22 protein-coding genes and 1 tRNA gene are annotated in these 26,520 nt (G+C 66.0%); 5 read left to right on the top strand and 18 right to left on the bottom strand.

Annotated features, from left to right (window positions below; translation table 11 throughout):
- The first annotated feature begins 116 nt into the window (after positions 1–116).
- On the top strand, positions 117–881 hold the full coding sequence (locus LQK81_RS20390) for a tyrosine-type recombinase/integrase (RefSeq protein WP_230808215.1): 765 nt from the start codon (positions 117–119) through the stop codon (positions 879–881).
- 8 nt (positions 882–889) lie between these two features.
- Here LQK81_RS20390 and LQK81_RS20385 read toward each other — a convergent pair.
- Positions 890–965: transfer RNA gene (locus LQK81_RS20385), tRNA-Ile, on the bottom strand.
- 141 nt (positions 966–1,106) lie between these two features.
- On the opposite strand from LQK81_RS20385, the gene LQK81_RS20380 reads away from it, so the two are divergent.
- Positions 1,107–1,853, top strand: coding sequence for an SIMPL domain-containing protein (locus LQK81_RS20380; protein WP_230808214.1), 747 nt, complete (start codon positions 1,107–1,109; stop codon positions 1,851–1,853).
- A 679-nt stretch (positions 1,854–2,532) separates the two neighbouring features.
- Here LQK81_RS20380 and LQK81_RS20375 read toward each other — a convergent pair.
- From LQK81_RS20375 to LQK81_RS20360, 4 genes are all read right to left on the bottom strand, one after another.
- Positions 2,533–2,868 carry a hypothetical protein gene (locus LQK81_RS20375; RefSeq protein WP_230808213.1) on the bottom strand — a complete coding sequence of 112 codons (336 nt, stop codon included), beginning with the start codon at positions 2,866–2,868 and terminating at the stop codon, positions 2,533–2,535.
- Positions 2,869–3,117: 249 nt separating this feature from the next.
- Positions 3,118–3,480, bottom strand: coding sequence for a nuclear transport factor 2 family protein (locus LQK81_RS20370; protein ID WP_230808212.1), 363 nt, complete (start codon positions 3,478–3,480; stop codon positions 3,118–3,120).
- Between the two features lie 74 nt (positions 3,481–3,554).
- The gene (locus LQK81_RS20365; RefSeq protein ID WP_230808211.1) at positions 3,555–3,977 is read right to left on the bottom strand and encodes a secondary thiamine-phosphate synthase enzyme YjbQ; all 423 of its coding nucleotides are present in this window, start codon (positions 3,975–3,977) and stop codon (positions 3,555–3,557) included.
- 88 nt (positions 3,978–4,065) lie between these two features.
- The gene (locus LQK81_RS20360) at positions 4,066–4,419 is read right to left on the bottom strand and encodes a DUF1428 domain-containing protein (RefSeq protein ID WP_230808210.1); all 354 of its coding nucleotides are present in this window, start codon (positions 4,417–4,419) and stop codon (positions 4,066–4,068) included.
- 305 nt (positions 4,420–4,724) lie between these two features.
- Between LQK81_RS20360 and LQK81_RS20355 the strand changes: the two genes are divergently transcribed.
- Positions 4,725–5,756: a FecR family protein gene (locus tag LQK81_RS20355; RefSeq protein ID WP_230808209.1), complete on the top strand. Its 1,032-nt coding sequence runs from the start codon at positions 4,725–4,727 to the stop codon at positions 5,754–5,756.
- A 36-nt stretch (positions 5,757–5,792) separates the two neighbouring features.
- Here LQK81_RS20355 and LQK81_RS20350 read toward each other — a convergent pair whose 3' ends face one another.
- The 4 genes from LQK81_RS20350 to LQK81_RS20335 form a co-directional block, all read right to left on the bottom strand.
- Positions 5,793–6,017 carry a hypothetical protein gene (locus tag LQK81_RS20350; RefSeq protein WP_230808208.1) on the bottom strand — a complete coding sequence of 75 codons (225 nt, stop codon included), beginning with the start codon at positions 6,015–6,017 and terminating at the stop codon, positions 5,793–5,795.
- Positions 6,018–6,077: 60 nt separating this feature from the next.
- Positions 6,078–8,246 (bottom strand): CHASE2 domain-containing protein, encoded by a 2,169-nt coding sequence (locus LQK81_RS20345; protein WP_230808207.1) that lies wholly within the window; start codon positions 8,244–8,246, stop codon positions 6,078–6,080.
- 268 nt (positions 8,247–8,514) lie between these two features.
- Positions 8,515–9,090: a transglycosylase SLT domain-containing protein gene (locus LQK81_RS20340; RefSeq protein ID WP_230808206.1), complete on the bottom strand. Its 576-nt coding sequence runs from the start codon at positions 9,088–9,090 to the stop codon at positions 8,515–8,517.
- A 104-nt stretch (positions 9,091–9,194) separates the two neighbouring features.
- Entirely contained in the window at positions 9,195–10,856 is a 1,662-nt protein-coding gene (locus tag LQK81_RS20335) for an alpha/beta hydrolase (RefSeq protein WP_230808205.1), read from the bottom strand.
- 464 nt (positions 10,857–11,320) lie between these two features.
- Between LQK81_RS20335 and LQK81_RS20330 the strand changes: the two genes are divergently transcribed.
- Together LQK81_RS20330 and LQK81_RS20325 are read left to right on the top strand one after the other, a co-directional pair.
- A complete protein-coding gene (locus LQK81_RS20330; protein ID WP_230808204.1) occupies positions 11,321–12,427 on the top strand; it encodes a branched-chain amino acid ABC transporter substrate-binding protein in 1,107 nt (368 codons plus the stop codon).
- A gap of 256 nt (positions 12,428–12,683) precedes the next feature.
- A complete protein-coding gene (locus LQK81_RS20325; RefSeq protein ID WP_230808203.1) occupies positions 12,684–14,528 on the top strand; it encodes a methyl-accepting chemotaxis protein in 1,845 nt (614 codons plus the stop codon).
- Between the two features lie 106 nt (positions 14,529–14,634).
- Here LQK81_RS20325 and LQK81_RS20320 read toward each other — a convergent pair whose 3' ends face one another.
- From LQK81_RS20320 to LQK81_RS20280, 9 genes are all read right to left on the bottom strand, one after another.
- Complete coding sequence (locus tag LQK81_RS20320; RefSeq protein WP_230808202.1) at positions 14,635–14,928, bottom strand: GYD domain-containing protein; 294 nt, start codon at positions 14,926–14,928, stop codon at positions 14,635–14,637.
- A gap of 123 nt (positions 14,929–15,051) precedes the next feature.
- Positions 15,052–16,233 carry a DUF930 domain-containing protein gene (locus tag LQK81_RS20315; protein WP_230808201.1) on the bottom strand — a complete coding sequence of 394 codons (1,182 nt, stop codon included), beginning with the start codon at positions 16,231–16,233 and terminating at the stop codon, positions 15,052–15,054.
- Between the two features lie 106 nt (positions 16,234–16,339).
- Complete coding sequence (locus tag LQK81_RS20310; RefSeq protein ID WP_230808200.1) at positions 16,340–17,737, bottom strand: family 16 glycosylhydrolase; 1,398 nt, start codon at positions 17,735–17,737, stop codon at positions 16,340–16,342.
- Positions 17,738–17,936: 199 nt separating this feature from the next.
- On the bottom strand, positions 17,937–19,373 hold the full coding sequence (locus LQK81_RS20305) for a DUF1254 domain-containing protein (RefSeq protein ID WP_230808199.1): 1,437 nt from the start codon (positions 19,371–19,373) through the stop codon (positions 17,937–17,939).
- Between the two features lie 245 nt (positions 19,374–19,618).
- The gene (gene rpoD / locus LQK81_RS20300) at positions 19,619–21,667 is read right to left on the bottom strand and encodes an RNA polymerase sigma factor RpoD (RefSeq protein WP_230808198.1); all 2,049 of its coding nucleotides are present in this window, start codon (positions 21,665–21,667) and stop codon (positions 19,619–19,621) included.
- A 418-nt stretch (positions 21,668–22,085) separates the two neighbouring features.
- The gene (gene tdh / locus LQK81_RS20295; RefSeq protein ID WP_230808197.1) at positions 22,086–23,120 is read right to left on the bottom strand and encodes an L-threonine 3-dehydrogenase; all 1,035 of its coding nucleotides are present in this window, start codon (positions 23,118–23,120) and stop codon (positions 22,086–22,088) included.
- Positions 23,121–23,314: 194 nt separating this feature from the next.
- The gene (locus LQK81_RS20290) at positions 23,315–24,502 is read right to left on the bottom strand and encodes a glycine C-acetyltransferase (protein ID WP_230808196.1); all 1,188 of its coding nucleotides are present in this window, start codon (positions 24,500–24,502) and stop codon (positions 23,315–23,317) included.
- Between the two features lie 83 nt (positions 24,503–24,585).
- On the bottom strand, positions 24,586–25,875 hold the full coding sequence (locus LQK81_RS20285) for a putative bifunctional diguanylate cyclase/phosphodiesterase (protein WP_230808195.1): 1,290 nt from the start codon (positions 25,873–25,875) through the stop codon (positions 24,586–24,588).
- Between the two features lie 159 nt (positions 25,876–26,034).
- Entirely contained in the window at positions 26,035–26,499 is a 465-nt protein-coding gene (locus LQK81_RS20280; protein ID WP_230808194.1) for a GFA family protein, read from the bottom strand.
- Between the last annotated feature and the right edge of the window lie 21 nt (positions 26,500–26,520).

Raw genomic sequence — 26,520 nt, 5'->3', positions numbered from 1 at the left:
GCGCCCGCAGGCCCCTGCGCTAAATGGAGAGCTCCGGGCCTACGCGCGCTGACCCGATGCAACCAGAGGCAGGGGTCCCTTTTGGGAGCCGATAGGGGGGCCCGTTTCGATGCCGATTGACAGCCGACGTCCAGAAGGCTTTGGAGCGCAGAAAAACGACGCCATCACTTGCTAACAATTTCAAGAAGGCGCTGTCAGCCCTTTTTAATTGGGGAGTGGACAACAGCCACGTCAGCGCAAATCCCACCATTGGTGTCAAACGATTGAAACCTCTGAGCACTGATGGCTTTCCGATTTGGACAATCGAAGACGTCGAAAAATTCATTAGCCATTGGCCTCTGGGGACCCGAGAACGACTGGCATTTGAACTCATCGTAGCGTCAGGCCTGAGAAGGTCGGACGCCGTCCGTGCTGGACGCCAGCATATGACCGCCGACGTCTTGAAGATCAGCACTAAGAAAACGAACACGCAAGTGACGATCGAGTTTTCGCCGCGAATTCTTGACCTCATCGAGCAAACTCAAACCGGAGACCTGGCATTCATCGTTGGCAAAAAAGGCCTCCCGATGACGAAAGAGTCCTTCGGCAATTGGTTCCGCGATACATGCAGGGCGGCGGGTGTTCAAAAGAGCGCCCACGGACTGCGGAAATTCAGTGCCACCCTCGCCGCAGAGGCGGGCGCAACGAGTCATCAATTGATGGCGCAATTCGGTTGGGTCACGGTTAAACAGGCCGAAATCTACACCAAGGGAGCCGATCGAGCGCATCTCGGCAAGGCTTCGTCGCGGCTGGTCGAGGAACAGATCGTGAGCAAAATTTCCCCGCACCCTAATCTCGGTGCGGGAGTAAAGGCGAAAAACTCAACAAAATCAGACAATTAAGAATTGAGTGGTGGGCCCGGAGGGACTCGAACCCCCAACCAAGCGGTTATGAGCCGCCGGCTCTAACCATTGAGCTACAGGCCCTGCCGCCGTGGCGGCTCGGGGTCAATGGCGGCCCCGGGGAATTTCGTCTAGACGAAATCGTCGCGGCCGACAAGCGCCGCCGCAATGCTTACACAATCGCACTGGATGAAACGTGCGAGGACAACCAGTGGGAGACCCCTTATGCTTCGAGTAGGATTTTCGCGTGCGCTGGCCGCCACCGCGCTGGCAGCGGCACTGACGGCGGCAGCAGCCGTACCGGTGCTTGCGCAGGAGACGCGGCCGCGCGAGCCCGTGATCACGGTGACCGGCGAAGGCCGCGCCGATGTCGCCCCCGATATGGCGGTCGTCGATCTCGGCGTCGTCAAGGACGGCAAGACCGCCCGCGAGGCGCTGGACGCCAACAATGCGGCCATGGCCGAAGTGATGAAGGCGCTGAAGGACGCCGGCATCGCCGAGCGCGACCTGCAGACCTCCGGCTTCGTCATCAACCCGCAGTACCAGTTCCCGCAGGGCGACGGGAACGAGAACAAGCCGCCCGTGCTGGTCGGCTTCCAGGTCTCCAACATGCTGTCGGTGCGCATTCGCGACCTCGCGAAACTCGGCACCATCCTCGACCAGACCGTGACGCTCGGCGTCAACCAGAGCGGCGGCATCCGCTTCACCAACGACAAGCCGGAAGCCGCCATCAGCGAGGCGCGCAAGAAGGCCGTGGAAGACGGCATCGCCCGCGCGCGCGAACTGACATCCGCCGCCGGCATCGATATCGGCAAGGTGCTGGAGATCTCCGAGACCTCCTATCGCGCGCAGCCCATGCCGATGATGCGCGCCGCGATGGCCAAGGACTTCGCCCCCGAGGCCGTGCCGGTCGCAGCCGGAGAGAACAGCTACTCCGTCACCGTCACCATGACCTTCGAATTGAAGAACTGACTTCACGCTGCGAGGGCGCCCGCCAAACGGCGCCCTCGATGGCATCCCCTCCCTGTGGAGCGTGTCCGCAGCGCCCGGACGAACGCGTTGACCGCTGCCGGCGGCATCGATCGGCCGGGTGGCGGGATCTTCCGGGCCGCTCGCCGTCCGCAGCCCATCCTGCGATGGCCAAGGACTTTGCCGCCAGACTGCTCCGGTCGCAGCCGGAGAGAACAGCTGCTCCGTCACCGTCACCATGACCTTCCGGCCGAGGCATGACTTCGCATGCGAGGGCGCCTGCCAAGACGGCACCCTCGATGGCATCCCCTTCCTGCGGAACGTGTCCGCAGCGCCAGGACGCACGCGTTGATCGCTGCCGCGGGTACCGACCGGCCGGGTGACGGGGTCTCCCGGGCCGCTCGCCGTCCGAAGCCCATCCCGCAATGCCAAAGACTTTGCCGTGAGGCCGCGCCGGTCGCAGCCGGCGAGAGCCGAGGAACCGATAGCAGATCGACAGCGTCGGTAGAAGGAGCCGGGAGACCAGCGACTGGCCTCCGGCCAGGTCCGAGGTGACGAAAGAAGGAGAGATCCCGACACGAGCGAACGTGTTGATATGCGAAGGCGGCGCCGGGTGGCGCCGCCTTTTCCGTTTCAGGGCTTCAGGCCGGCAAGGATGACCGGCCGACGTCCCGTCCCCGCCTCAACGCCAGAGCGTCGGGCAGCGGGCGACGTTGGCGAAGGCGATCTGCGTGTAGCGATGGTGGCGCCAGCCCTCGACCACGACGCGGCGATGGTTGACGGCGGCGACGCGGGCGCCGCGAAGGCCGTGGCTGCGGGCCTTGTCGACGGCGACCCAGGGTGCGCAACGGCCGCGACGGTCGTCCCAGCGGTCATGCCGGCGGTCGTGACGGTCCGGGCCACGGCCATAGTAGCCGTCCCGGTAACCGACCGTCTCGATGCGGATATCCAGCCCGCCCGCCGAAGCGGCAGGGGCTGCGGCGGACAGGCCGGCGACCGCAAGCAGGGCGATGGCCACCGCCTTTCCAAGAAGGGACTTTGCAGACGAGGATTTTCCAGAGAGGTTCGGCATCGGTTGCGCTCCATCGAATGCGCCGTCGAGTGCTGCAGGGCATCGTCCGTCGCGGGTTTCAATGAGAGCACCCTATCCATGCCGGGCTGAACGATAGCGGAACCGCGCGTTCAGCCATCGTTCAGCCGTCGATCCTGCCCGGGAGACTACGGCAGCCGCAGCGATTCCCAACCGGCCAGCCCTTTCACGGAGCCATTATCTGCCGGCCCCGGCGTCCGAAAACAGCGAAAGGCGCGATATCCTGCCGCCGTCGATCTCGACGAGCAGCACCTTCTCCATCGAATAGGACGCTGCCGAAGCGTCCCGGCCCCGCGCCGTCACGCGGATCGCGACGGGCGAACCGCCGGCCGCCTGCATGACCACGGCGTCGCCGAAGCTCTCGTCCAGCGCCGCGAAATGGCGGGCGAGCCGGTCGCGCAGAGCCTCCCGGCCCTGATCGCTTCCCGCGCCGAGCCCGGAGATCGCCACGTCCTCGTCGCAGAGCGCTGCGATCGCCGCATAGTCGCGCGCATTCAGGGCTGCAACGAGATCCGTTGCGATGGCTGCTGCATCCTGCATGACGTGGTTCCTTTCCTGTCTCGCTTCCTGCCAGCAGCAATGCGCGGCCGGCCCGGGAGTTCCGCAATTCGCTTTCACGGCCCCAGATGCAGGACGATCTCGCGGTCGTGCGGACGGTCGCGATGCTCGAACAGGTAGAGCCCCTGCCAGGTGCCGAGCACAAGCCGGCCATCCGCCACCGGAATGCCGATCGAGACCTGGTTGAGCGCCGCCTTGATATGGGCCGGCATGTCGTCCGGCCCCTCCAACGTATGGACAATCCAGCGCATGGACGGATCGTCGGACGGCGGCACCAGCCGGCGGAAGAAGGCGGCAAGGTCGCGGCGCACGTCGGGATCGGCGTTCTCCTGGATGAGGATCGAGCAGGAGGTGTGGCGGACGAACACCGTCAGAAGCCCTTCCTCCACGTGGTTCTCGCGCACGAAGGCGGCCGCCTGCGCGGTGAATTCGTAGAGCCCCTGGCCCCTCGTCGCTATGGAAATTCTCGTCTGCGGCACCCTGTCCCCCGTTGGCGTCGAACTCTCTTCAAAGGCTTGCATCCGGCCCGGCCGCCATGGAGACGAAGGGCCGGATGCAAGGTGGCACTCACAGGGCCAGGAAGCTCTGGAAGCCGCCATAGATCATGCGCTTGCCGTCGAATATGTCCCGCCATTGGTCTCCGGCAAGGCGCGGGTCGTCCATCACCTTGGCGACGACGGCGTCGCGCATCTCGCGGCTGTCATAGGTCACCCACGAGAAGATCACCACCTCGTCGTCCTTGGCATGGACCGCACGGGGAAAGGACGTGAGCTTGCCGTAGGGCACGTCGTCGCCGACGCACTCGACATAGGTGAGCGCGCCATGCTCTATCCAGATCGGCCCGGCGAGGTCCGCCAGCGCCTTGTAGTCGTCAAGCTTCTGTTTCGGAACGGCAATCAGGATACCATCGACATATGGCATGGATACCTCCCAACGGGCAACTCAAACGCGTGCCCTGTCCGCCGCGCCGATGCGCGGTCCCCGCAGGACGAGGGAGCCCGACCGGTTTTTCGATATCGTCCCGCGGCGACTACGTCATGGACGGCAACGAGGGCCGCGGGGATGGCCGGTCCGGCTGTGGTCCTTGGGCAACAGCAAGGATACGCCCGCCCCGACCGCCGGACAACTGCGGTACGACCGCCTACCACCATTGCCGGAGAGACAATTAGACTTCACTGATATAATCTTTGCCGGCTCGGTCAGTCTGGATGCACCGGGAGGCGCGGATGTCGGAGTTGCAGCGCGTTGCGATCGCCCTCGCCGGATCGGCGATGCTCTTCTGCGCGCCTATGGCACCCGCCGCCGAGGTCATCGGCCAGGCATCGCATATCCGCACCAGCGTCACCGGCGACGGCCAGGAGATGGTGGTCCGTGACCCCGTCCACCGCGACGAGCGCATCCGCACCTCCCGCTCCGGCCTCGGCCAGTTCGTCTTTCGCGACGGCACCCGGCTCGCGGTCGGCTGGGGTTCCTCGGTCGTGATCGACCGCTTCGTCTTCGACGACGGCAATTCGCTGAAGAAGCTGACGCTGAATACCGCCAGGGGCACGTTCCGCTGGGTCAGCGGCAAGTCGAAGAGCAACGCTTACGAGATCGTCACGCCGGCCGGCACGATCGGCGTGCGCGGCACCGCCTTCGATTTCTACGTCGGCCCCGACGGGACCACGGCGATGGTGCTGCTGAACGGCTCCGCCTCGTTTTGCGGCCGCGGCGGATGCCGTCAGCTGGTGCGGCGCTGCGATTGCGTCATCGCGACGCCGGGCGGCGGCATGACCAATGTCCGGCGCGTCGACCGCAGCATCCTGCAGCAGGTCGGCAACGCCAGGGCCCTGCCCTTCCTCTCCGGCCACCAGCAGCTCGCCGGCGGCTTCCAGGACGGCGCCTGCCGGCTCGAAGCGGCGATACAGCCACGGCAGGAGCGACAGGAGCGGCCCCCGCGTCAGCCTGCCCCCACGCCGCCGCCCGACAAGCGCAAGAAGGTGGAACGGCCGAGCTGGGACCGGCCGGACCGCGAAACGCGCGGCAGGGACAAGGCCGATTTCGACACACCCGGCCGCGTCAAGCCGGACCGCGACAGACCGGGCTTCGACCGGCCGGACAGGGAAAGGCCGGACAGGGATCGGCCGGGACGCGAACCCTCCGATCGCGACCGGCCGGGCCGCGACAGGCCCGACCGAGATCGGCCGGATCGCGACGGCGGCGGCCCGGGAACGCCCGGCCGGGACAGCCCCGGCCGCGACCGCCCGGATTTCGACTGAGCGGGCGCAGATCGTCAGAAACCGCAGCCGGCAGCTTCATTTTGCCTGGCCGGCCTTGCTTTTCGTCTTCGGCGACGGCTCGACATGCTGCAGCGCCATCTCCTGGTCGCGCGCCAGTCGCAGGTCGGCAAATGCGCCCTGGATGCCGGCAAGCGCTTCGAGCAGGCCGGGGTCGTTTCCGATCTGCCGAACGATGCTTCGGCGACGCTCGATCAGCCGGATGACCGCGGCGTCTATTTCGTCTACGAATTGTGAAGCCATGAGACACCTCCCCTCATGCATGCATCATCGCACAGGATGCACGCGTCGGCAACGCGCTCGCTATTTCGCGGCAACGTCCGGCGGGTCTTCCAGTTCGCGCTGGAAATGCTCCCCGCGGCGGCCCATGCGGCGGTAGAATTCCGGCAGCGCCGCGTCGATCGCCGTTGCCTTCTGCCGGGCAATACGGACGAGGTCGCGGGCCCTGCCGGACCGGGCGCGCAGCGCCTCGACGAGGCGCGCGTGGAGTGCGCTCAGTTCGGTGAACGCGCCGGTGGCCGCCACCTGCTCGTCGCCCACCACCGCGAGGATCTGCGTGCGCGACTGCCGCCCCCGCAGCGCCAGCCCGCCGGCCTCCAGCAGCGCCATGCCGGACAGGCCGCGCGCCGTGCTGTCGGAGATGAGCACGTCGTAGCCCACCTCCTTGCTGGCGGCTTCGATCCGGGCGGCGATGTTGACCGTGTCGCCTACGGCCGAATAGTTGAAATGCACCTCCGCGCCCATGTTGCCGACGCAGGCGAGCCCGGTATGGATGCCGACGCCGATCGCCACCTTCTGCCCGCCGAAGCCGAAGGCGTCCCGCGCATTGAGGCGCGCGAGCGTCCGGCGCATGGCAAGGGCGGCGCGCACCGCCTTTGCGCCATGGTCGGCGACGTCGACGGGCGCGTTCCAGAAAGCCATGATGGAATCGCCGATGAACTTGTCGAGCATGCCCTCATGGGCGATGACGTCGCGACTCAGCGCGTCGAGCAGCAGGTTCAGGAATGCCACCACCTCCTTGGGCGAGCGGTGCTCGCTGATGGCGGTGAAGTCGCGCACGTCGACGAACATCACGGTCAGCTGGCGCTCGTCGCCGCCGAGCTGCAGGGCGTCGCGGGTGTGCTCGACGCGATGGAGGAGCTCCGGCGAGAGATACTTGCCGAAGGCGCGGCGGACCTCGCGGCGCTCCCGGTCGATGACAAGGATCCGGAAGGCGGTGACGGCGAAGTGCGTGATCGTGCCGCAGACGATCGGGGCGAGCGGATCGAGAAGCAGCCCGGCATAGAGAAAGGCGATCCAGGAGGCCCCGAGTGCTGCGACCGTCACCAGCAGGCCGAAGGCGAGCGCGATGGCCGGGCTGAAGGCCATCGTCAGCTGGACGATCAGGATCCCCGCAAGCGCAATCGACACGATCTCCAGCCCGTCGGCCCAGTCGGGCCGCGACAGGAACCGGCCCGTCAGCACCTGCTCGGCCGCCTGGGCATGGATCGACACGCCCGGGACGTGCTGGCCGAGCGCGGTGGTGCGGATATCCTGCAGGCCGGCCGCCGAGGTGCCGACGAAGACGATAGCGCCCTGCAGCGCCGCGCGCACCTCGTCGGGCGGGCCGCCCTCGGCGAGCACCTTCGCCGCCGACACATAGCGCTCCGCCCGGTCGGGGGTAACGTAGAGCCACATCTCGCCGGCGGCCGTCACCGGAATGACGAAGGCGCCGACCTTCACCATCATGATCGTATCGGCCCGGTCCGGCGCGTTGGCAAGGACATAGGTCGAAGCCCCCTGGGCGATGCGCAGCGCCTCCATCATCAGGTTCGGGTACAGCTGCTGGCCGTCGCTGAGAAGCAGCGGCATCGTGCGCACCACCGAAGACGGGTTGCCCGGGTCGAGGCTGATATGGCCGATGCCGGTGGCGTTCTGTTCGAATTCGGGCAGAAGCGGCGTCGCCGCCCGGATCTGCGGCGGCGCGCCGAACGGGGGCTCGCCGGTGAAGGCGAAGCCGGCCTTGACCTGCGGCAGGAAACGGCCGTCGTTGGAAATACCGAAGCCGAGCACGACCGGCTGGCCCTCGAAACTGCGCGCGAAGACCGCATCATTGTCCGGCAGCCGGCCCAGCAGTTCGGGCGACACGCCCTCGACCTCGCGCACGACCGAGCGCGGCGACAGCCGGTCGGGCTCGGAGAAGAGGATGTCGAAGGCGATGGCGGCCACCCCCATGTCGGAGAGCCGCTCGACCAGCCGCGCCAGCCGATCCCGCGGCCACGGCCATTGTCCCAGCACCTTCAGCGACGCCTCGTCGATATCGACCACCCGGACCGGCACGTCCTCGAACGGCCGCGGCGCCAGCCTCTGGTACTCGTCGAACACCGTTTCCCGCGCCAGCCTGAAGAACAGCGGATCGCTGGCCCGCAGCAGCGTCAGCGCTGTGACGATGACAAGCCCGACGATGACGCCGACCTGCTGCGCGCGTGTCATGATGCCCTGCTCGCCCTCCCCTTGCCCGCACGTCGCCAAAGGCGGCTGCGCGCCCGGCCGGATCGGCATCGGCACGGGCCATGCCCGGCGCGCCGGGACGGGTGGCGGAGGTGTCGGATGCCTGTACCGGTTGCCTGTATCGGTTGCAGCCGCTTACGATCGCTGAACGACCGATGCCGGGAGCCGCAGCATACAATGCTTTGCGCCCGTGGCCAGCGGCTGCAGAAAATGCGTGGCCACCCTCAGGCCGGAGAATGCGGGCGCCTGTCTACCAGGCGCTGCAGTTGCGCAACTGGGTGGAGTAGCGCGCCGCCATCTTCGAGGCGCGGTTCGCGCCGGCCTTGGCGGGCGCGCTCCACCGGCCGCGCTTATAGCCGGCGTGACCTTCGTGGTAGGCGATGTAGAGCCGGTAGGCGTCGTTGAGCGCAATGCCGTTCTTCAGGTGGCTCTGGTGATGGTACCAGCCGATGAAGCGGATGGCGTCGCCGAAATCGTTGCGCTTGGCCATCCACCGCCCGGTCTGCTTCTTGTAGCTGGCCCAGGTGCCGTCGAGCGCCTGCGAATAGCCATAGGCAGAAGAGACGCGCTTCCACGGGATGAAACCCAGAAGCTTGCGGCGCGGCGGCTTGGCGTTGTGGCGATAGCCGGACTCGGCATAGACCGTGGCCATCAGGACGGCGACGGGCACGCCGTATTCGCGCTCGACCCGGCGGGCATCGCGCTCCCAGTTCTCGAACAGGCCGTCGCGCTGCTCGAAAACGGCGCAGGCATTGTCGGTCTGGCGCGGAACGGTTCCGCAGGCAACTAGCATCATCGTGAGGACGACGACAAAAACGCAACGCATCGCTCGATCTCTCAATTTTCGAGAGATTGATAAATCGTAAAGTTTAAGGTTTGGTTTTTACGCGATTGCGAACATCCTGTGCGCTTGCGAGATGTGCCCGGCCGTCACGGCTGCGGCCGGTCCGCGCGGAACGCCTCCTTCAGCTTTCCGGCCACTTCCGGCGTCCACTGCCCCTCGAGCCCGAGCACGGCGATCCACGGATCGACGTGATGCTCGCCGGCATAGACATGGCCGAAGCCCATCGGCGTCGTCGTCGCCATCGCCATGTCGAGCCCGAGTTGCAGGAAGGTCACCAGCGGATACCAGCGCAACTGCTGCGACACGTCCGGGCCGCGCGGGCCGACCATCCAGGCGGGCGGCCGGCGATAGGCGCCCTCGTCGAAGAAGGTCACCGGATCGCTCGCATATTGGAGGTAGACGAGCCGCATCGGCCCCCACGGCGCCGTCGCCTCGCCGAGCGCATCCTTCTGGCTGGTGAAGCGGACATAGGAACCGTCGCCGAAGCGGGGCAGCCAGGCCGGCGTTCCCGCGTTGCGGCCGGCGGTGAAGCGGCGCCAGATGCGGCTTTCGAAGGGAGGACCGACCCAGAGCGCGCCCTGGTAGGGATCGCCGATCACCTCGAACAGCTCCGTCGACTGCTCCGAACTCAGCGCACCGAGGCTGAGACCGTAGAGATAGAGCTTCGGCCGGGCATCCCGTGGCAGCTTCGTCCAGTGGTCGTAGACCTGGCGGAAGAGCGCACGCGCGGCATCGGAACCGTAGCTCGGCTCCACCAGCAGCGACAGCCAGCTCGACAGGTAGGAATACTGGATCGCCACGGAGGCGACGTCGCCGTCGGTCAGGTATTCCAGCGGCCCCATCGCCTCCGGATCGATCCATCCCGTCCCCGTCGGGACGATGACGACGAGGTACTTGCGCGAGAACCCGCCGGTGCGGATCAGTTCCTGAAAGGCGAGATGCGCCCGCTCTTCCGCGTCCTCGCCGGAGCTCAGGCCGGCATAGACCCGCACTGGCTCCTTTGCCGGCCGGCCGGTCAGGGCCGAGATCTCCTCCGGCCGGGTGATGCCGGCGACGAATTCGCGCCCGCGCCGGCCGAGATCGGGCCAGGAGACCAGAGAAGCGGCGCTGCCGGTGCGCTGCGGGTCGGTCGGCTGCGGCGTATCCGGCTCCATCAGCTCGTCGAGCCTGCGAAGGGAGGAATCCATCGCATGCAGGGCCGAGCGGAAGAGAACGCCCTCCACGGCCGTCCAGAACAGCACCAGCGCAATCAGGCCGCCGACAAGGCTGGCGACGCGGCGGGGAGCGACGCGCAGCAGCGCCCGCGAAATGAGCCGCCAGGCCAGCGCGAACAGGCGGGCGAAGACGATCACGACGACGAAGGTGGCAAGCGCGATCAGCCCGACCTTGAACGGATGGCCGGTCTCGACCGGAGCGAGCTTCATCAGCGTGCGGATCGAGTTCTGCCATTCCGCCGTCCGCCAGAGGAACACGAGCACGACGACGACGCATGCGGCGGCAGCCAGGAGTTTTACCCCGCGCCAGAAGCGACCGGCCGGCATCGGCAGTTCCAGATAGGCCCAGACCAGTGCTGCCAGCGCGCCGATGCCGTATCCGACCGCGAAGCAGACGCCGGACAGGACGCCCTGCGTCAGGAAGGTGCGCGGCAGGAGGCTCGGCGTCAGCGATCCGGCGAAGAACAGCGCGCCGAGCAGAAGACCGAGAACCGAGAGCGACCCCCAGAACCTCAGAATGAACCGATGCGCCATCAACTGCCCCCTGCTTGCCGCCCTGTCACGGCCCTGTCGCGGCAGATTGGCATGCCGACCGTCGCGAGGCAATGCGGGGTTGCGGCACAGAGCCGCAGCCGGCCGCATCTCGGAAATCGCTCGAACTGCATGAATCGCTTTTTCCGCAATCGACGGCAACCCCATGATCCGAATGGCATTTTCGGCGAACTGCGAGTGCATCCGAGGGGCCCGGGGATCCGATCCTTGCCCTGCCGATGCGACGGATTTCGGCGCCGTTCCGAGGGATGGTGTATAATTCGATTGCGGTTGCGTATTTATGTTGCGCGCAGCAGGCGCATTTCCTAGTTAACATGCTTAAATTAGCGCCATCTCGATCAAAAAAATCGCATGTGCGCTTGGAGGCTTCCGCTGCAACCCTGCCCTCCGGCAAGGGAGGCACGCGGATATCGGGATCCGTCGGATCTGCTCAAGGGAGATGAACCATGAAACTGAAGACACTCGCCGGCGCCACGTTTGCAGCGACGCTGCTCCTGTCCAGCGCGGCCTATGCCGACATCACCATCGGCGTGATCGCGCCGCTCACCGGCCCGGTCGCAGCCTATGGCGACCAGGTCAAGAAGGGCGCCGAGGCGGCTGTCGCCGAGATCAACAAGAACGGCGGCATCCTCGGTGAAAATGTCGTGCTGAAGCTCGCCGACGATGCGGGCGAACCGAAGCAGGGCGTGTCGGCGGCCAACCAGCTGGTCGGCGAAGGCATCCGCTTCGTGGTCGGCCCGGTCACCTCCGGCGTTGCGATCCCGGCCTCCGACGTGCTGGCCGAGAACGGCGTGCTGATGGTCACCCCGACGGCCACCGCCCCGGACCTCACGGCGCGCGGCCTGCCAAACGTGCTGCGCACCTGCGGCCGCGACGACCAGCAGGCCTCCGTCGCTGCCGAATTCGTGCTCGCCAACCTCAAGGACAAGAAGATCGCGATCGTCCACGACAAGGCCGCCTACGGCAAGGGCCTGGCCGACGCCTTCAAGGCCGGCCTCAATGCCGGCGGCGTGACCGAGGTGCTCTACGAGAGCGTGACCCCGGGCGAAAAGGACTTCGGCGCGCTCGTCACCCGCCTGAAGGCCGAGGGTGCGGAGATCATCTACTTCGGCGGCTACCACCCCGAGGCCGGCCTGCTCGCACGCCAGCTGCACGACATGTCGGTCAACGCCACGATCATCGGCGGCGACGGGCTCTCCAACAGCGAACTCTGGGCGATCGGCAACGAGGCCGTGGCCGGCACGATCTTCACCAACGCCATCGACGCCCTGCAGAACCCTGACTCCGCCAAGGCGGTGGAAGTGCTGAAGGCCGCCAACATCCCGCCCGAGGCCTTCACGCTCAACGCCTATGCCGCCGTCGAGGTCATCAAGGCCGGCATCGAGAAGGCCGGCAGCGCCGACGATGCGATGGCCGTCGCCGCAGCACTGAAGGCCGGCGAACCCGTGCAGACGGCGATCGGACAGCTGACCTACGGCGAAAACGGCGACCTGACCTCGCCGAGCTTCTCGCTGTTCAAGTGGGAAGGCGGCAACATCGTCCCGGCGAAGTAACGCGCGCCACACGACAGACTGCCGGCGCCGGAACCCCGGCGCCGGCTTCCTCCCGGCAGGCGCGGTGCGTCCATTTGTCCCGGAAATGCGCGGCTTCCCGACGAGCCGGGGCGACCAGCCTTAGCGCTTGGTTAAACTATGCGCGCTAGCTTTTGCGGCGGACAAACCGTCGGAGCATGAGGCGCCGATCTCCTCACATCTCCAGGCATTGGCGGCGGCCCCATGACGGCCCGCGCCGCGATTTCGGCGTCCTCCCATGAAGAACCTTCGAATTCCCATCCAGCTTTTCCTGCTGATCGGCGTGCTCATGCTCGCCTTCTCCGTCGCCACCTTCCTGCAGCTCCGCTCGACCACGCAGATGATCTACCAGCAGCGCTACGAGATGCTGCGCACCGAGGTCGAGACGGCACTCTCCCTGCTCAAGACCTATCACGACAGGGAACTCGCCGGCGAACTGACCCGCGAGGAAGCGCAGAAGCAGGCCTACGCCCAGGTCGGCGCGCTTGCCTTCAAGCCGGACGGCTATTTCTTCGCCTATGACGAAGACGTCACCATGGTGCTGCACCCGGATCCGAAGCGCGTCGGCCAGAATTTCAAGGGCAAGGCGGACAGCCAGGGCTACGCCTATCGCGACGAACTGGTGAAGCTCGCCCAGGCCGGCGGCGGCCGCACCGACTTCTACGGGCCGAAGCCCGGAGAGGACGGCGACGGTTTCCGCAAGACGGCCTATGCCGAGGAATTCAAGCCCTGGAAGATCGCCATCGTCACCGGCCTCTACATGGACGACCTCGACGCCGAGGTTTACTACACCATCGCCAAGGCGCTCGCGATCGGCATGGTCGGCACGGTCGTCGCCCTCATCCTCGCCTATGTCGTCGTGCGCGGCATCTCCCGTCCGCTGACCGCGATCCACGGCGCGCTCGAAGCGGTTGCCGACGAGGACGTCGACATCGCCATCCCGCACACCGAGCTGAACAACGAGATCGGCCTGATGGCCAAGGCGACCAGGTCGCTGCAGGAGAAGGTCCGCGAGCGCCACGCCATGGCCGTACGTCAGCAGGAACAGCAGCGCGAGCTCGAGGGCGAACGCCAGCAGCACGCCTCCGAGCAGGAGGCCGAGGCCCGCCAGCAGGCCCATGTCGTCTCCACCATCGGCGCCTCGCTGGAGCGGCTCGCCGAAGGCGACCTCACCGTGCGCTGCGGCGATCTCGGCCCCCGATATGCCGGCCTGCGCGACAACTTCAACGACGCGCTCGCCCGTCTCGAGGAAGCCGTCGGCCGCGTCAGCCTCAAGGGCATCGACATCGGCGTCAGCAAGGAAGAGATCCGCCGCGCTTCCAACGAGCTGGCCCAGCGCACCGAGCGCCAGGCCGCCAACCTGGAAGAGACCTCCGCCGCCCTCGACGAGTTGACGGTTGCCGTGCGCCAGACCGCCGAAGGCGCCCGTGATGCTGCGAGCCGCGTGGGTGCGGTCAGCGCCGAAGCCAGGGAGAGCGACGCCGTCGTCGCCCGCGCCATCGAGGCGATGAGCGGCATCGAGCAGTCCTCGGCCGAGATCTCCAAGATCATCGGCATGATTGACGACATCGCCTTCCAGACCAACCTTCTGGCGCTCAACGCCGGCGTCGAGGCCGCGCGTGCCGGCGAGAGCGGCAAGGGCTTCGCCGTCGTCGCCCAGGAAGTGCGCGAGCTGGCCCAGCGCTCGGCGGCCGCCGCCAAGGAGATCAAGGACCAGATCGCCCGCTCGTCGACCCAGGTCGACCAGGGCGTCCAGCTGGTCGGCCAGGCCGGCGAGGCGCTGAAGCGCATCTCCCAGCAGATCGGCGGCGCCAACGAGATCGTCTCGAAGATCTCCCACAGCGCCCAGGAGCAGGACACGACGCTCCGCTCGATCTCGTCCTCGCTCAACCAGCTCGACGCCGCCACCCAGCAGAACGCCGCCATGGCGGAGGAAACCACCGCCTCCGCAGAAGTCCTTGCCGGCGACACCGGCGACCTTCTCGAACTGATCGGCGGCTTCAAGACCGCGCAGTCACGGGCACATGGCCAGCCAGCAACCCAGCCGGTCCCCGCGCCCGCTCCGCTGCGCAAGGCAGGCTGACGCCACAATCACAGCTCAAACGACCAGGCCGCCGGCATCGCCGGCGGCCTTCTCTTTTTTCCGAGGTCGATTGTCGCGGCCCGGCGCCACCATTGACCCGGCGCGGCTATCCGAGCGTCGCGATCAGTTCCCTGTAGGCCTTTTCGGGGAAGGCCTTGAGCGTCTTTGTACGGACATTGCCGCCCTGCCCGAGCGTCAGGCAGAAGCGGGCGATGACGGCGTCGTCCGGCGCCTCGCAGACGGCGACCATGTCGTGTTCGCCCATGGTCAGATAGAAATCCTTGAACGAGCCCCCCATGTCGCCAAGAACCTTCTTGGCGATATCGAGCCGCTTCGGCGACTCGCGCACGTTCTTCACGCCCTGTTCCGTCCAGTTGATCAGCATGATGTACATGGTCATGGCAGACCTCCCCTGCTCGCGTCCGCGACGCGGCGAACCTGCCCTCAGCCCATCCGGATTATACGCCTGCGCCGTTGCCCCAACAAGAAAGACGGGGCCTCGCGAGCGAGGCTCGCCGCGGCTTCAGAGCGAGGGGAAACCCCGGCTTTTCCATTCGTTCCGCGGGACCTCCGAGCCGATGTCGAAGGCGAAGGAAACCACGCGCCTGGCGTCCTGATCCACCTCGCAACGGAAGGCCAGGTTGTACCAGCGGGTATTGGCGCGAAACGCCGCACGCCGGATGTCGAGCACGGTGCCCTGCTGCAGGCGATAGGAGGGCAGAAGCTCCGGATTGTAGGAGGGCGAGCCGTTCCGGAGCTGCGCCAGAAGCTCGGTGCTGCACAGCTGTTCGATGCGCACGCTGCGCGGAATGTCGCCCATCGCCGTCTGCGCGATCGTGCCGCCGGTATCGTTGTCGGAATAGATGCGCTTGGCCTCGGTCAGCGGCTCGTGGGCAGCCTCAGTCTGGGCGGAAGCCGCGTCGACCTCCGCCGTCTCGGTCTCCTGCGCAGGCGTCTTCGCCTCCTCGCCGGCAGACGGCGCGCCATCCGCGAGCGCGGTCGGCACGCCTTCCTCCGTATCCGTCTCCGGCTCCGTGACCGCCTGCGGATCGGGCATGGCGGAGGCATCCGCAGGCTCGCCCGCCTCTTCGGCGGCTGCCGCCTCCGATGTCTCCGCCTCGCCCTCGGCCGGCGCGTCAGGCGCAACGCCGCCCCGGGCCAGTTCGCTGACGTCGACGCGCGGCCCCGTATCCTCGTCGCCGAACTCCAGCACCGGCCGCAGCACGGGAAGCGGCCCCTGGTCGGGAAGTCCCGCCCCGGCCTGGTCCTGTTGCTGCTCGGCCTCCTGCTGCTGCGCCTCTTCCGGCGGCGGCTCCTGTGCCTCTTCCGGGGGCTGTTCTTCGGCCTGTTGCTCTTCCGGTTCCGGTGGCGGCGGTGGTGGCGGCGGCGGGGCCTCGGCGCCCTGCTCTTCGGCAGGCGTCTGCTCCTCCGGCGGTGGCGGCGGAGGCGGTTCCTCTTCCGGCGGCGGCGGTTCCGCCTCGGCCTGCTCTTCCGGCGGCGGTTCTTCTTCCGGTTGCGGCTCCTCTTCCGGCGGCGGGACGAGTTCCACGCTGACGCTTTCCTCCTCCGGCGCCGGCGGCTCGTAGGGCGGCAGGTGGATGAGCAGGGCGATCGCCACGGCGGCATGCAGCAGCACCGAGACGATCGCGCCCCAGCTCAGCTCCTTCACCCGCTTCTTTTCGCCCTGCCTTGCCACCTGAGCCATCAGCCTTCGCTGCGCGCGCCGGTCCGGAGAAGTCCGAAGTCTGCGGCGCACGCTCACCATCCGGTCAGTTTGGTTGTCCAGGCGGTGATTTCAAGGCAAGGCGATGTCACATGGACCAGTCCGCATCAAGCGAATAGGCGCGCACATAGTCGATTTTCATCTGCGCGCCGTCGTCGAAGTCGCTCGACGGCGTCCCGGCCGTGCCGCCGACGGCGAGGTTGAGGACCATGTACATCGGGTCGTGCATGTCGGCCGGTGTCTTCTCGCGGGCGATCTCGACGTCGTCGAAGTACCAGACGAGCTCGTCCTCCGTCCACAGCAGGCCGTAGTTGTGAAACCCGTCGGTGCTCGGCACGGAGGTGGCGGTCGTCTCGCTCGTGCGCGAACCGGTCTCCATCGAGTGGACGGTCGTGTGGATCGTGTTCGGCTCCTGCCCGCGCATCTCGACCACGTCCAGTTCCGGCGGCCAGGTGCCGTCCTCCGGCAGGAGCCAGAAGGCCGGCCAGGCGCCCTGGTCGTCGGGCATGTCGGCGCGGACCTCGAAATAGCCGTAGGTCTGGGAGAAGGAGGCATGCGTCGTCAGAATGCCGGAGGTGTAGTCGTAGCCGGACACGGCGGACTTCATGTCGTCAGGCGTCCGCTGGGCGGTGATCGTCAGGATGCCGTTCTGCACGGAGAAGGGATTGAGCGACTTGGTCGGCCCGTAGGCGGGGTTGACGTACCATTGCAGTTCGCCGTTGGTGTGCAGCGTCCCGCCGCTCTCCGGCGCCCAGGGAAATTTCCCCTCCCAGATGCCGCTCTTACCGTTGTGCAGCCAGAGCGTGGAGAAATTGTCGAAGAAGCTCTGCGTCATGTTCGACTTGTCGATCGACAGGTCGAACTGGTCGGTGCGCAAGTCGTCGGCGGTGGTATTGGCGAAGACCAGCTTCTCGCCGCCGCCGAGGTCGAGATGCAGGTTGTCTCCCTTCTGCGTCAGTCGCGCCTGCACCTGCTCGAAGGACTTGATCCCGTAGCCCTTCAGCCGCACCGTGTCGTCGGCGCCGAAATCGGCGATCAGGTCGCTGCCGGTCCCCTTCTCGAGAAGGAAGATATCCGCGCCGCCGCCGCCGATCAGCACGTCGTTGCCGCGCCCGCCGTAGAGTGTCTGCGATCCGGCGCCGCCGGTGATGATGTTGTCGAGCCCATTGCCGAAGCCGTAGCGGCCGTCGCCGGTCACCTCCAGGTTCTCGAAATTCGCGGGCAGCGCGTAGCTCATCCAGGTGGAGATCGTGTCGATCCCCTCGCCCGCCGCCTCGTAGGCGACATTGGGCGCGGAGTAGAGATAGTAGATGTCGTCGCCCGTCCCTCCGTTCATCGTTACCGCCACGCCGGCGCTGCCCCAGATGGAATCGTTGCCGGCCGTGCCGTCGAGGACCGGTCCGGAACCGACGGCGGAAAACCAGGCGGTCGATGCGCCGCTATAGGCAAGCGGCTTGCCGAGGGCGTTGAGGATGCTTGAACTCATCGGGCTTCTCCGTTTGAAGGCGCGGCCCCCGCCCCGGCGACAGCAATGGGTCGCGACAACGGAAGGCCCATTTGCTGCGATGCAACAAATGAACGGTAGCGCACACAACGAAAGAAAGCAACCGCTGGTCGAACGGAAAGCCGCGCCGGCGGTTCACCGCGGCGCGGACGGTCGATACGGGGCGGAATGGGCGGGTCGCTCAGACCTTGCGCACGGGCGGGATCACCCATGAGCCGTCCAGGATCGACGGCGGGCTGTCGTCGGGCCAGTAGAGCCGCATCATCAGCACGAACTTGCCCGCCGGCGCCGGCAGCCAGTTCTCTTCCTTGTCGGCCCCCGGAGACTGGTGTTGGATATGGAGGTCGATGGAGCCGTCGGGATTGGCCTTGAGATTTTGCCGCGCGCTGATCGAATAACGGTTGATCGGATTTTCGACGAAGAAATACTTGTCGTTGTACATGGTGATCGACCAGAAGCCGCGGACCGGCGGCATCTGCCCCTTCGGGAAGGTGATCACGTACTTGTTGGCCCCGTCATAGGCCCGCCCGAACAGCCCCTCCTTCATCTTCGTCGAGGTCGGGTAGACAGCATCCTGTGGCCGGTTGGCCCCAAGCCCGATCGCCGTGACCAGCGCACGCTGGAGGTAGTCGGTGCCGTAGACGCCGGTCTTGGTGGTGAAGCCCCAGCCGTTGATGTTCTTCAGGTCGCCGTCGGAGAACTTGAAATGCAGCATGATGCGGCCGACGGCGATCTCGGGGATCTGCCGGACGAAGCGCGTGTCGAGCTTGCTCTTGTCGAAATCCTGGCCGGGCACGAGGCCGACCCGCGCCATCTTCTCCACCATCTCCGCATCGGCGGCCGTCGGCGGATTGGTCTTCATCAGCTCGCCCAGAAGCGTGAAGTATTCGACGGCGTCCATGCGGTTGACCTGGTCGCGCACCGCGGTCTTCATGTCGATGCTTGGGTCGACCTTGCCCGGCGGCGGGGTCCACGGCTTGCCATGGGCGCTGAGCGGGCAGAGCGTGCATTCGTCCTGGATGGCGTGTACGGCCTTGTAGTCATCAGGCGTGCCGGTGCAGTAGATGCGCCCCAGGATCCAGACGAGGCTCGTCGGCGACTTGTATTCGACGACGCCGTCGGGAAGCGTGCCCTCCCAGCCCGGGCCGGTGATCGCCACGACTTGCCCGCCCTGCCCGGTCGTGCGCGATCCCGGCACCTGGAACACCGTCGTCCAGCCGTCCAGCATCGGAAACAGGAAGTAGCGGTCGTCCTTCATCTCGGGGAAGGAGAACACCCATGGTTCCGCGCCGACGTCGATGAAGGCGGTGGTGTAGAGCGTGTCGGCGTTCGGCGCGGTGACGGCGGTGAACGAGGCGTCCGGATACTCGCGCAGCTTGATGATGTGCCCCATCGGCCCCTTGCTGCCCTCGGGCTTTTCGACGTTCGTGACGACGCGTCGCGTCATTTCCATAGTCACGAGCGGATAGCCGTAGATATAGGCCTCGACAGCCGTCCAGAAGTCGCCGTCCCCCTCGAAAGGGTCGGTGATCGGAAGATCGAAGGCACGGGCAGGCAGGGTGCTTGCGGCAAGCAGGCCCATCCCGCCGAACGATACGGCACGGCGCGAAATCTTCATCGGAATCTCCCCCAAGGAAAGTCGTGGCGCGACGGGTCCCACCATCGGCGGCACGATCAAAACGTGCATTTCCGATGTAGGCCCCGGCCCCGGCATGACCATCGGCAAGGAGAAGTAGACGGGACACACCCATCCGGCGTAGGCGCCTACACCCTCCGGCGTAGCGGCAAGGTCGCCTGTTCCCGAACGAAAAAGGGGCCGGACACTCGGTCCGACCCCTTCGACGTTTCCGGATCTGCGTCCGGTCAGCTGTCGAGGAAGCTTCTCAGCTTTCTGGACCGGCTCGGATGCTTCAGCTTGCGCAGCGCCTTCGCCTCGATCTGGCGGATACGTTCGCGGGTGACCGAGAACTGCTGACCGACTTCTTCCAGCGTATGGTCGGTGTTCATGCCGATACCGAAACGCATGCGCAGGACGCGTTCCTCGCGCGGCGTCAGCGATGCCAGAACGCGGGTCGTCGTCTCGCGCAGGTTCGCCTGGATGGCGGCGTCGATCGGCAAAAGCGCGTTCTTGTCCTCGATGAAATCGCCGAGGTGGCTGTCCTCTTCGTCACCCACGGGCGTTTCGAGCGAGATCGGCTCCTTGGCGATCTTCAAGACCTTGCGGACCTTTTCGAGCGGCATGGCGAGCTTTTCGGCCAGTTCTTCCGGCGTCGGCTCGCGGCCGATCTCGTGCAGCATCTGGCGCGAGGTCCGGACGATCTTGTTGATCGTCTCGATCATGTGCACCGGGATGCGGATCGTGCGGGCCTGGTCGGCGATCGAACGGGTGATCGCCTGCCGGATCCACCAGGTCGCATAGGTGGAGAACTTGTAGCCGCGGCGGTACTCGAACTTGTCGACCGCCTTCATCAGGCCGATATTGCCTTCCTGGATCAGGTCGAGGAACTGCAGGCCGCGGTTCGTGTACTTCTTGGCGATCGAGATCACCAGACGGAGGTTGGCTTCCACCATCTCCTTCTTGGCGATACGGGCTTCGCGCTCGCCCTTCTGCACCATCGAGACGATGCGACGGAACTCGGCGATCGAGATGCCGGTCTCGGTGGCGAGGTTCTGGATCTCCTGGCGGATATCGCGGATCGTCGCGTTCTCGGCCTTGGCGAATTCCTTCCAGCCCTTGGCCGCGAGGTTGCCGATCGACTTCATCCAGTTCGGGTCGAGCTCGGCCCCGGAATACTGCTCCAGGAACGAATCGCGCTTGACGCCGTAGCTTTCGGCGAGCCGCAGCAGCCGGCCCTCGTTCTGCATCAGCCGCTTGGAGATGTCGTAGAGCTGCTCGACCAGGCTGTCGACGCGGTTCTGGTTCAGGGACAGCGACTTCACCGCGGTGATCAGCTCGTCCTTGAGTTCCTTGTAGCGACGTTCCTGGGCGGGCGACAGCGTGCCGGTCGCCTGCAGGCGGGCTTCCACCTGCTGGTCCTGCAGCTTGCGCAGCTTCTTGTAGGTCTCGGCGATCGTGTCCAGGGTCTCCATGACCTGCGGACGCAGTTCCGCTTCCATGGCGGCGAGCGAGAGGTTGGACTCGTCGTCGTCCTCTTCCTCTTCCTCGGGCGCGGGCATGTCGCCGCCGACATTGGTGATGTCGTCGTCGTTGGCCGCCGTGCGCGCCTTCTTCGCCTTTTCCTTCTCCTCGGCAGCCTTCCGGTCGGCCTCGATCTTCTCCGGGCTCTGGAACTGCGGCGCAGCCTTCGCCTCGGGACCCGAATAGGTCGTCTCGAGGTCGATGATCTCGCGCAGCAGCGTCTGGCCTTCGTTCAGTTCGTCGCGCCAGATGATGATGGCCTGGAAGGTCAGCGGGCTTTCGCACAGACCCGCGATCATCGTCTCGCGGCCGGCCTCGATGCGCTTGGCGATCGCGATTTCGCCCTCGCGCGACAGAAGCTCCACCGAGCCCATCTCGCGCAGGTACATCCGCACCGGATCGTCGGTCCGGTCGGTCGGCTCCTTCTTCTTGGCGGCCGCAAGCGCGGTCCCGCCCGAGGGAGCCAGATCGCCGCCTTCGCTCTCGGTATCGTCGTCGCTGTCGTCGTCGCTCTGGGCTTCCTCGGCTTCCTCGTCCTCGATGACGTTGATGCCCATGTCGGAGAGCATGGACATGGTGTCCTCGATCTGCTCGGAGGTCACTTCCTCCGACGGCAGCACCGAATTCAGCTCGTCCATGGTGACATAGCCGCGCTTCTTGGCGGCTTTGATCATCTTCTTGACGGCGTCGTCGGAAAGATCCAGAAGCGGGCCGTCCGGTGCACCTTCGCGTTCGGTTTCGGCTTCTTCGTTCTCTTTAACCTTAGTTGCCATTTAGTCTTCGCTTTCCTGGGGTGTCCAGTTTCAGTGCCGCCGGGATCCATGCGAGCGCCTGCTTTACGCTCCGGCGCCGTGCCAACCCGTTTCACTGACCTAACGGAATGAAACTTAAATCCTGATTAACCACGCCTCGCTTCCGGAGGCCGCGGACATGTCGCCGTGGCAACATGATTGACATGACTTCCCGGTCCGCCGTACCCATCGCATTCTTTGCCAAAGATGGTGATTCCCAGATTTTTCGGCTCCGTCAAGCTTTTCCGCCAAAAAACCCGGAAAACCCTTTGATTCGGGTCTTCAAGGCGTGGGGCGCCGGTTGCGGGTGTTGGCCAAGATGTAGGAGCGGCCGCGAAAAAGACAAGGGGGCGCTGTCGCCGCTGATTCGCAACCGCACCGCTCCGCCGCAACCGCCCCCTCACCAGTCCATCACCACCTTGCCGGAATTGCCGGACCGCATCGCCTCGAAACCGTCCCGAAACTGGTCGATGCCGATGCGATGGGTGATGATCGGCGAGAGGTCGAGCCCGCCCTGCACGAAGGCGATCATCTTGTACCAGGTCTCGAACATCTCGCGCCCGTAGATACCCTTCAGCGTCAGCATCTTGAAGATCACCTTGTTCCAGTCGATGCCGAAGCCATCAGGCGCGATCCCCAGGATCGCGATCTTGCCGCCATTGTTCATCGCGTCGATCATCGAGCGGAAGGCGGGCGGCGCACCGGACATCTCAAGCCCGACGTCGAACCCTTCCGTCATGCCGATCTTCGCCATCACCTCGCTCAGGTCTTCGCTCGAGGCATCCACCACATGCTCGATGCCGACCTTGCGGGCAAGCTCGAGCCGCACCGGATTGATGTCGGTGATCACCACCTTGCGGGCGCCGGAACGCCGGGCCACCATCGCCCCCATGATGCCGATCGGCCCGGCCCCGGTGACGAGCACGTCCTCGCCGACGAGATCGAAGGAGAGCGCGGTGTGCACCGCATTGCCGAACGGATCGAAGATCGCCGCCACCTCGTCCGGCACCTCGTCCGGGATCGGCACGACATTGTGCTCGGGAATGCAAACGAACTCGCCGAACGAGCCCGGCCGGTTGACGCCCACACCTTTCGTGTAGTGGCACAGATGGCCGCGCCCGGCCCGGCAGTTGCGGCACTTGCCGCAGACGATATGGCCTTCGCCGGACACCCGCTCGCCCACCTGGTACTTGGTGACGGCCGAGCCGATCTCGGCGATCTCGCCGACGAACTCGTGGCCGACCACCATCGGCACGGGGATCGTCTTCTGCGCCCACTGGTCCCAGTTCCAGATATGCACGTCGGTGCCGCAGATCGCAGACTTCTTCACCCGGATCAGGACGTCGCTGGGCCCCGGCTCCGGCACCGGAACACTCTCCATCCAGAGCCCGACCTCAGGCTTCGATTTGACCAGCGCGCGCATCATGTTCGACATGGCTCGTTCCTCATCTCTCCTCCAAAAGGCCCCTCATCCGCCTGCCGGCACCTTCTCCCCGTAAACGGGGCGAAGGGACCATGCCGCAGCCTTGTCTTCCCGCACTGACGGCCTTTCGATGCACGTCCCCTCTCCCCGCCTGCGGGGAGAGGGCTAGGGTGAGGGGCAACGCGGCAATTGCCAAATGCACCGGTTCAGATCACACCCAGTTCCCGCCCCACCTCGGCAAACACCGCAATCGCCGTTTCCACGTCCGCCCGCGAATGCGCCGCCGACATCTGGGTGCGGATGCGGGCCTGGCCCTTGGGAACCACCGGGAAGGAGAAGCCGATCACGTAGACGCCCTTCTCCAGCATCCGCGCCGCCATCTCCTGGGCAAGTGCTGCATCCCCGAGCATCACCGGGATGATCGGGTGCCCCTCGCCGGCGAGCGTGAAGCCGAGCTTCGTCATCTCGGCGCGGAAAAGGTCGGCATTGGCGGAAAGCCGCTGGCGGAGTTCGTCGCCGTTCTCGATCAGGTCGAACACCTTCAGCGAGGCGGCCGCGATGACCGGCGCCAGCGTGTTGGAAAAGAGATAGGGCCGCGAGCGCTGCCGCAGCCAGTCGACCACCTCGCCGCGGGCGGACGTATAGCCGCCCGACGCGCCACCGAGCGCCTTGCCGAGCGTGCCGGTGATGATGTCGACCCGGCCCTCGACGCCGCAATGCTCGGCCGAACCGCGGCCGTGCCGGCCGACGAAGCCGACGGCGTGGCTGTCGTCCACCATGACCATCGCGCCGTATTTCTCGGCAAGGTCGCAGACGCTGCCGAGATTGGCGATGATGCCGTCCATGGAGAACACGCCGTCGGTGGCGATCAGCTTGAACCGGCTGCCCTCGGCCTTCTTCAGCTCCTCCTCCAGTGCCGCCATGTCGTTGTTGGCGTAGCGGAAGCGCTTCGCCTTGGAGAGCCGCACGCCGTCGATGATCGAGGCATGGTTGAGCGCATCCGAGATGATCGCGTCTTCGTCGGAAAGCAGCGTCTCGAACAGCCCGCCATTGGCGTCGAAGCAGGAGGAGTAGAGGATCGTGTCCTCCATGCCGAGGAAGGCCGAGATGCGGGCCTCCAGTTGCTTGTGCTCCTCCTGGGTGCCGCAGATGAAGCGCACCGAGGCCATACCGTAGCCGTAGCGGTCGAGAGCGGCCTTTGCAGCCTCGGCCAGGTCCTCGCTGTCTGCGAGCCCGAGATAGTTGTTGGCGCAGAAATTCAGGACCCGCGCACCCGAGGCGACCTCGATCGTGCCCGCCTGCTTGGAGGTGATCACGCGCTCGGCCTTGTAGAGGCCCGCCGCTTTCAGAGCTTCGAGTTCGCGGCGCAGATGGGAGAGGAAGTCGGTGCTCATGAGGCTATGCTCCGGTCGTCGGGATGGCGGGTTCTATCACGTCCGCTGTCGCCATGCAGCCTTCATCATCGGCGATCCCACCCTTACCCCACAAGCGCCTGCGCCGGGGCGGCGATGCGCTCCTCCAGTGCCGCCAGCGGCACCGGCCGTCCGAAATGGTAGCCCTGGAATTTCCGGCAGCCGCAGGACAGCATGAACTGGAACTGCTCCTCCGTCTCGATGCCTTCCGCAAGGATCTCCAGGCTCAGGTCGTGGCCCATCTTGGCGATGTTTCTCGCGAGCGAGGCGCCGCGGCCGCTCTCCGTCACCGCGCGAACGAAGCTGCGGTCGATCTTGAGCTGCTGCAGCGGAAGCTGGCGAAGGTGGCTGAGCGAGGAATAGCCGGTGCCGAAATCGTCGAGCGCGATGCCGATGCCGGCGCGCTGCAAGGCCTTCATCTTCGTCACCACATCGTCGATGTCGGCGACGAAGACGCTCTCGGTCAATTCCAGCTTCAGGACGGCCGGCTCGATGCCGTAGGCCTCGATCGTTTCCGTCACCAGCGGCACGAAATCGGCCATCCGGAACTGGTCGGCGCTGACATTGATGGACAGGACCAGATCCCTCGTCGCGGGATGCGCCCGCCAGGCCGACAGCGTCTGCGCCGCCTCCTTCAGCACCCAGCTTCCGAGCCGCGGCATCAGGCCGGCGCGCTCCGCCGCAGGCACGAACTCGTCCGGCGGCACGTAGCCCCGTTTCGGATGCTTCCAGCGCAGCAGTGCTTCCGCCCCGATCACCGTTCCCGCCTGGTCCACCTGCGGCTGGTAGAACAGCTCGAACTGGCTGTCGGCAAGTGCTGAGCGCAGTTCCCTGGCCGTGTTGCCGTCCAGCGTGAACTCGCGCTGGAGCAGCACGACCCCGCCGGCAAGCAGGATGGCGACGGAGGCGACGTTGATCCAGGCGGTGACGGCGCGCACCGCCTCCGGCATGGGCACGGCGAACGAAAAGGCCATCGGCGAACTGGCAAAGACGACGAAGCCGAAGAGACACAGCAGGATCACCACCAGTTGCAGCACGCCGCGATCCCGCCCGAAATTGGCATAGCCGGCCAGCGCGATGACGAGGAAATAGAGGTGGCACACGCGCGGCACCGCTTCGCTCGGCACGTCGTAGAGCAGCGAGAAGTAAACGACGAAAATCCCGGATGCGAACTGTGCGGCGATGTAGCCGGCCGAGAAATATCCCCGCCGTGCCGCCTCCCAGCAGGCGGCCATTACCAGCAACAGGAAGCCGACGAGGAGGACGAGGAACCAGTCGCCGACGAAGGCGAAGATCGGCATCCACAGCGCGGTGACGACGACGCCGACCGGCAACGCCGCCTGGCAGACAAGCATCAGATGTTGCGAATGCCGCGAGGCGGGATCGGTCGAGAGGCGATTTCTAATATTTTTGAATATGTTAATGTTCATTGGCAATGGATCTGTTTGACGGGCGCTCGATATCACACCCTCCTACAGACGTGTCTGGCGCATCCAACGATCATTAACGGAGGGTTAATCGCCGGGCGATCGGCGTGCGGCATATGCGCCGACGAGCCCCTCATAGGCCTCGAACGGCGGAAACCGATCGAAACTGTGGGCGGCCGGCGTCTCGACCCACGGCAGCTTCTCGCTCGTATAGGTCTCGATGAAGGGAACGAACCAGCCCGTATCCTCCAGCATGGTCGGGCGAAGGTTGACGAAGAAATCGATCCCCTTCGGCCGCGTGAACATCCACGTCATGCAGTGCGGGCAGAAATGGTGGCCGGCCTCGGCGTTGGCGCCGGCGACGACCGACTCGCCCTCGACCACGGCGAACCCTTCGGCCGGAATGGCGGCGCTGAGCGAATAGGCGCTGCCCGACATGCGCTGGCAGCCGGTGCAGTGGCACGCCATCGTCAGAAGCGGTGGTGCGCTGATCTTCAGCCGCACACGTCCGCAGCGGCAGGCCCCATCCCAGGGCAGGTTCCATTCGGTCATCGGCTCTTCTCCCATCTTTCA

This window comes from Rhizobium sp. GN54, from assembly GCF_021026345.1.
GTDB lineage: Bacteria > Pseudomonadota > Alphaproteobacteria > Rhizobiales > Rhizobiaceae > Mycoplana.
This window is presented reverse-complemented; position numbering and strand designations above follow the sequence as displayed.

Bases quoted from the DNA above. Each gene is read 5' to 3' on its own strand.
- tdh (WP_230808197.1), bottom strand. From the start codon at position 23,120: ATGTCGAACATGATGCGCGCGCTGGTCAAATCGAAGCCTGAGGTCGGG.
- LQK81_RS20320 (WP_230808202.1), bottom strand. From the start codon at position 14,928: ATGACCATGTACATCATGCTGATCAACTGGACGGAACAGGGCGTGAAG.
- LQK81_RS20305 (WP_230808199.1), bottom strand. From the start codon at position 19,373: ATGAAGATTTCGCGCCGTGCCGTATCGTTCGGCGGGATGGGCCTGCTT.
- LQK81_RS20335 (WP_230808205.1), bottom strand. From the start codon at position 10,856: ATGGCGCATCGGTTCATTCTGAGGTTCTGGGGGTCGCTCTCGGTTCTC.
- LQK81_RS20345 (WP_230808207.1), bottom strand. From the start codon at position 8,246: ATGACACGCGCGCAGCAGGTCGGCGTCATCGTCGGGCTTGTCATCGTC.
- LQK81_RS20355 (WP_230808209.1), top strand. From the start codon at position 4,725: ATGTCGGAGTTGCAGCGCGTTGCGATCGCCCTCGCCGGATCGGCGATG.
- rpoD (WP_230808198.1), bottom strand. From the start codon at position 21,667: ATGGCAACTAAGGTTAAAGAGAACGAAGAAGCCGAAACCGAACGCGAA.
- LQK81_RS20380 (WP_230808214.1), top strand. From the start codon at position 1,107: ATGCTTCGAGTAGGATTTTCGCGTGCGCTGGCCGCCACCGCGCTGGCA.
- LQK81_RS20315 (WP_230808201.1), bottom strand. From the start codon at position 16,233: ATGGCTCAGGTGGCAAGGCAGGGCGAAAAGAAGCGGGTGAAGGAGCTG.
- LQK81_RS20350 (WP_230808208.1), bottom strand. From the start codon at position 6,017: ATGGCTTCACAATTCGTAGACGAAATAGACGCCGCGGTCATCCGGCTG.
- LQK81_RS20280 (WP_230808194.1), bottom strand. From the start codon at position 26,499: ATGACCGAATGGAACCTGCCCTGGGATGGGGCCTGCCGCTGCGGACGT.
- LQK81_RS20340 (WP_230808206.1), bottom strand. From the start codon at position 9,090: ATGCGTTGCGTTTTTGTCGTCGTCCTCACGATGATGCTAGTTGCCTGC.
- LQK81_RS20370 (WP_230808212.1), bottom strand. From the start codon at position 3,480: ATGCAGGATGCAGCAGCCATCGCAACGGATCTCGTTGCAGCCCTGAAT.
- LQK81_RS20290 (WP_230808196.1), bottom strand. From the start codon at position 24,502: ATGAGCACCGACTTCCTCTCCCATCTGCGCCGCGAACTCGAAGCTCTG.
- LQK81_RS20285 (WP_230808195.1), bottom strand. From the start codon at position 25,875: ATGCTTGTCTGCCAGGCGGCGTTGCCGGTCGGCGTCGTCGTCACCGCG.
- LQK81_RS20360 (WP_230808210.1), bottom strand. From the start codon at position 4,419: ATGCCATATGTCGATGGTATCCTGATTGCCGTTCCGAAACAGAAGCTT.
- LQK81_RS20325 (WP_230808203.1), top strand. From the start codon at position 12,684: ATGAAGAACCTTCGAATTCCCATCCAGCTTTTCCTGCTGATCGGCGTG.
- LQK81_RS20330 (WP_230808204.1), top strand. From the start codon at position 11,321: ATGAAACTGAAGACACTCGCCGGCGCCACGTTTGCAGCGACGCTGCTC.
- LQK81_RS20310 (WP_230808200.1), bottom strand. From the start codon at position 17,737: ATGAGTTCAAGCATCCTCAACGCCCTCGGCAAGCCGCTTGCCTATAGC.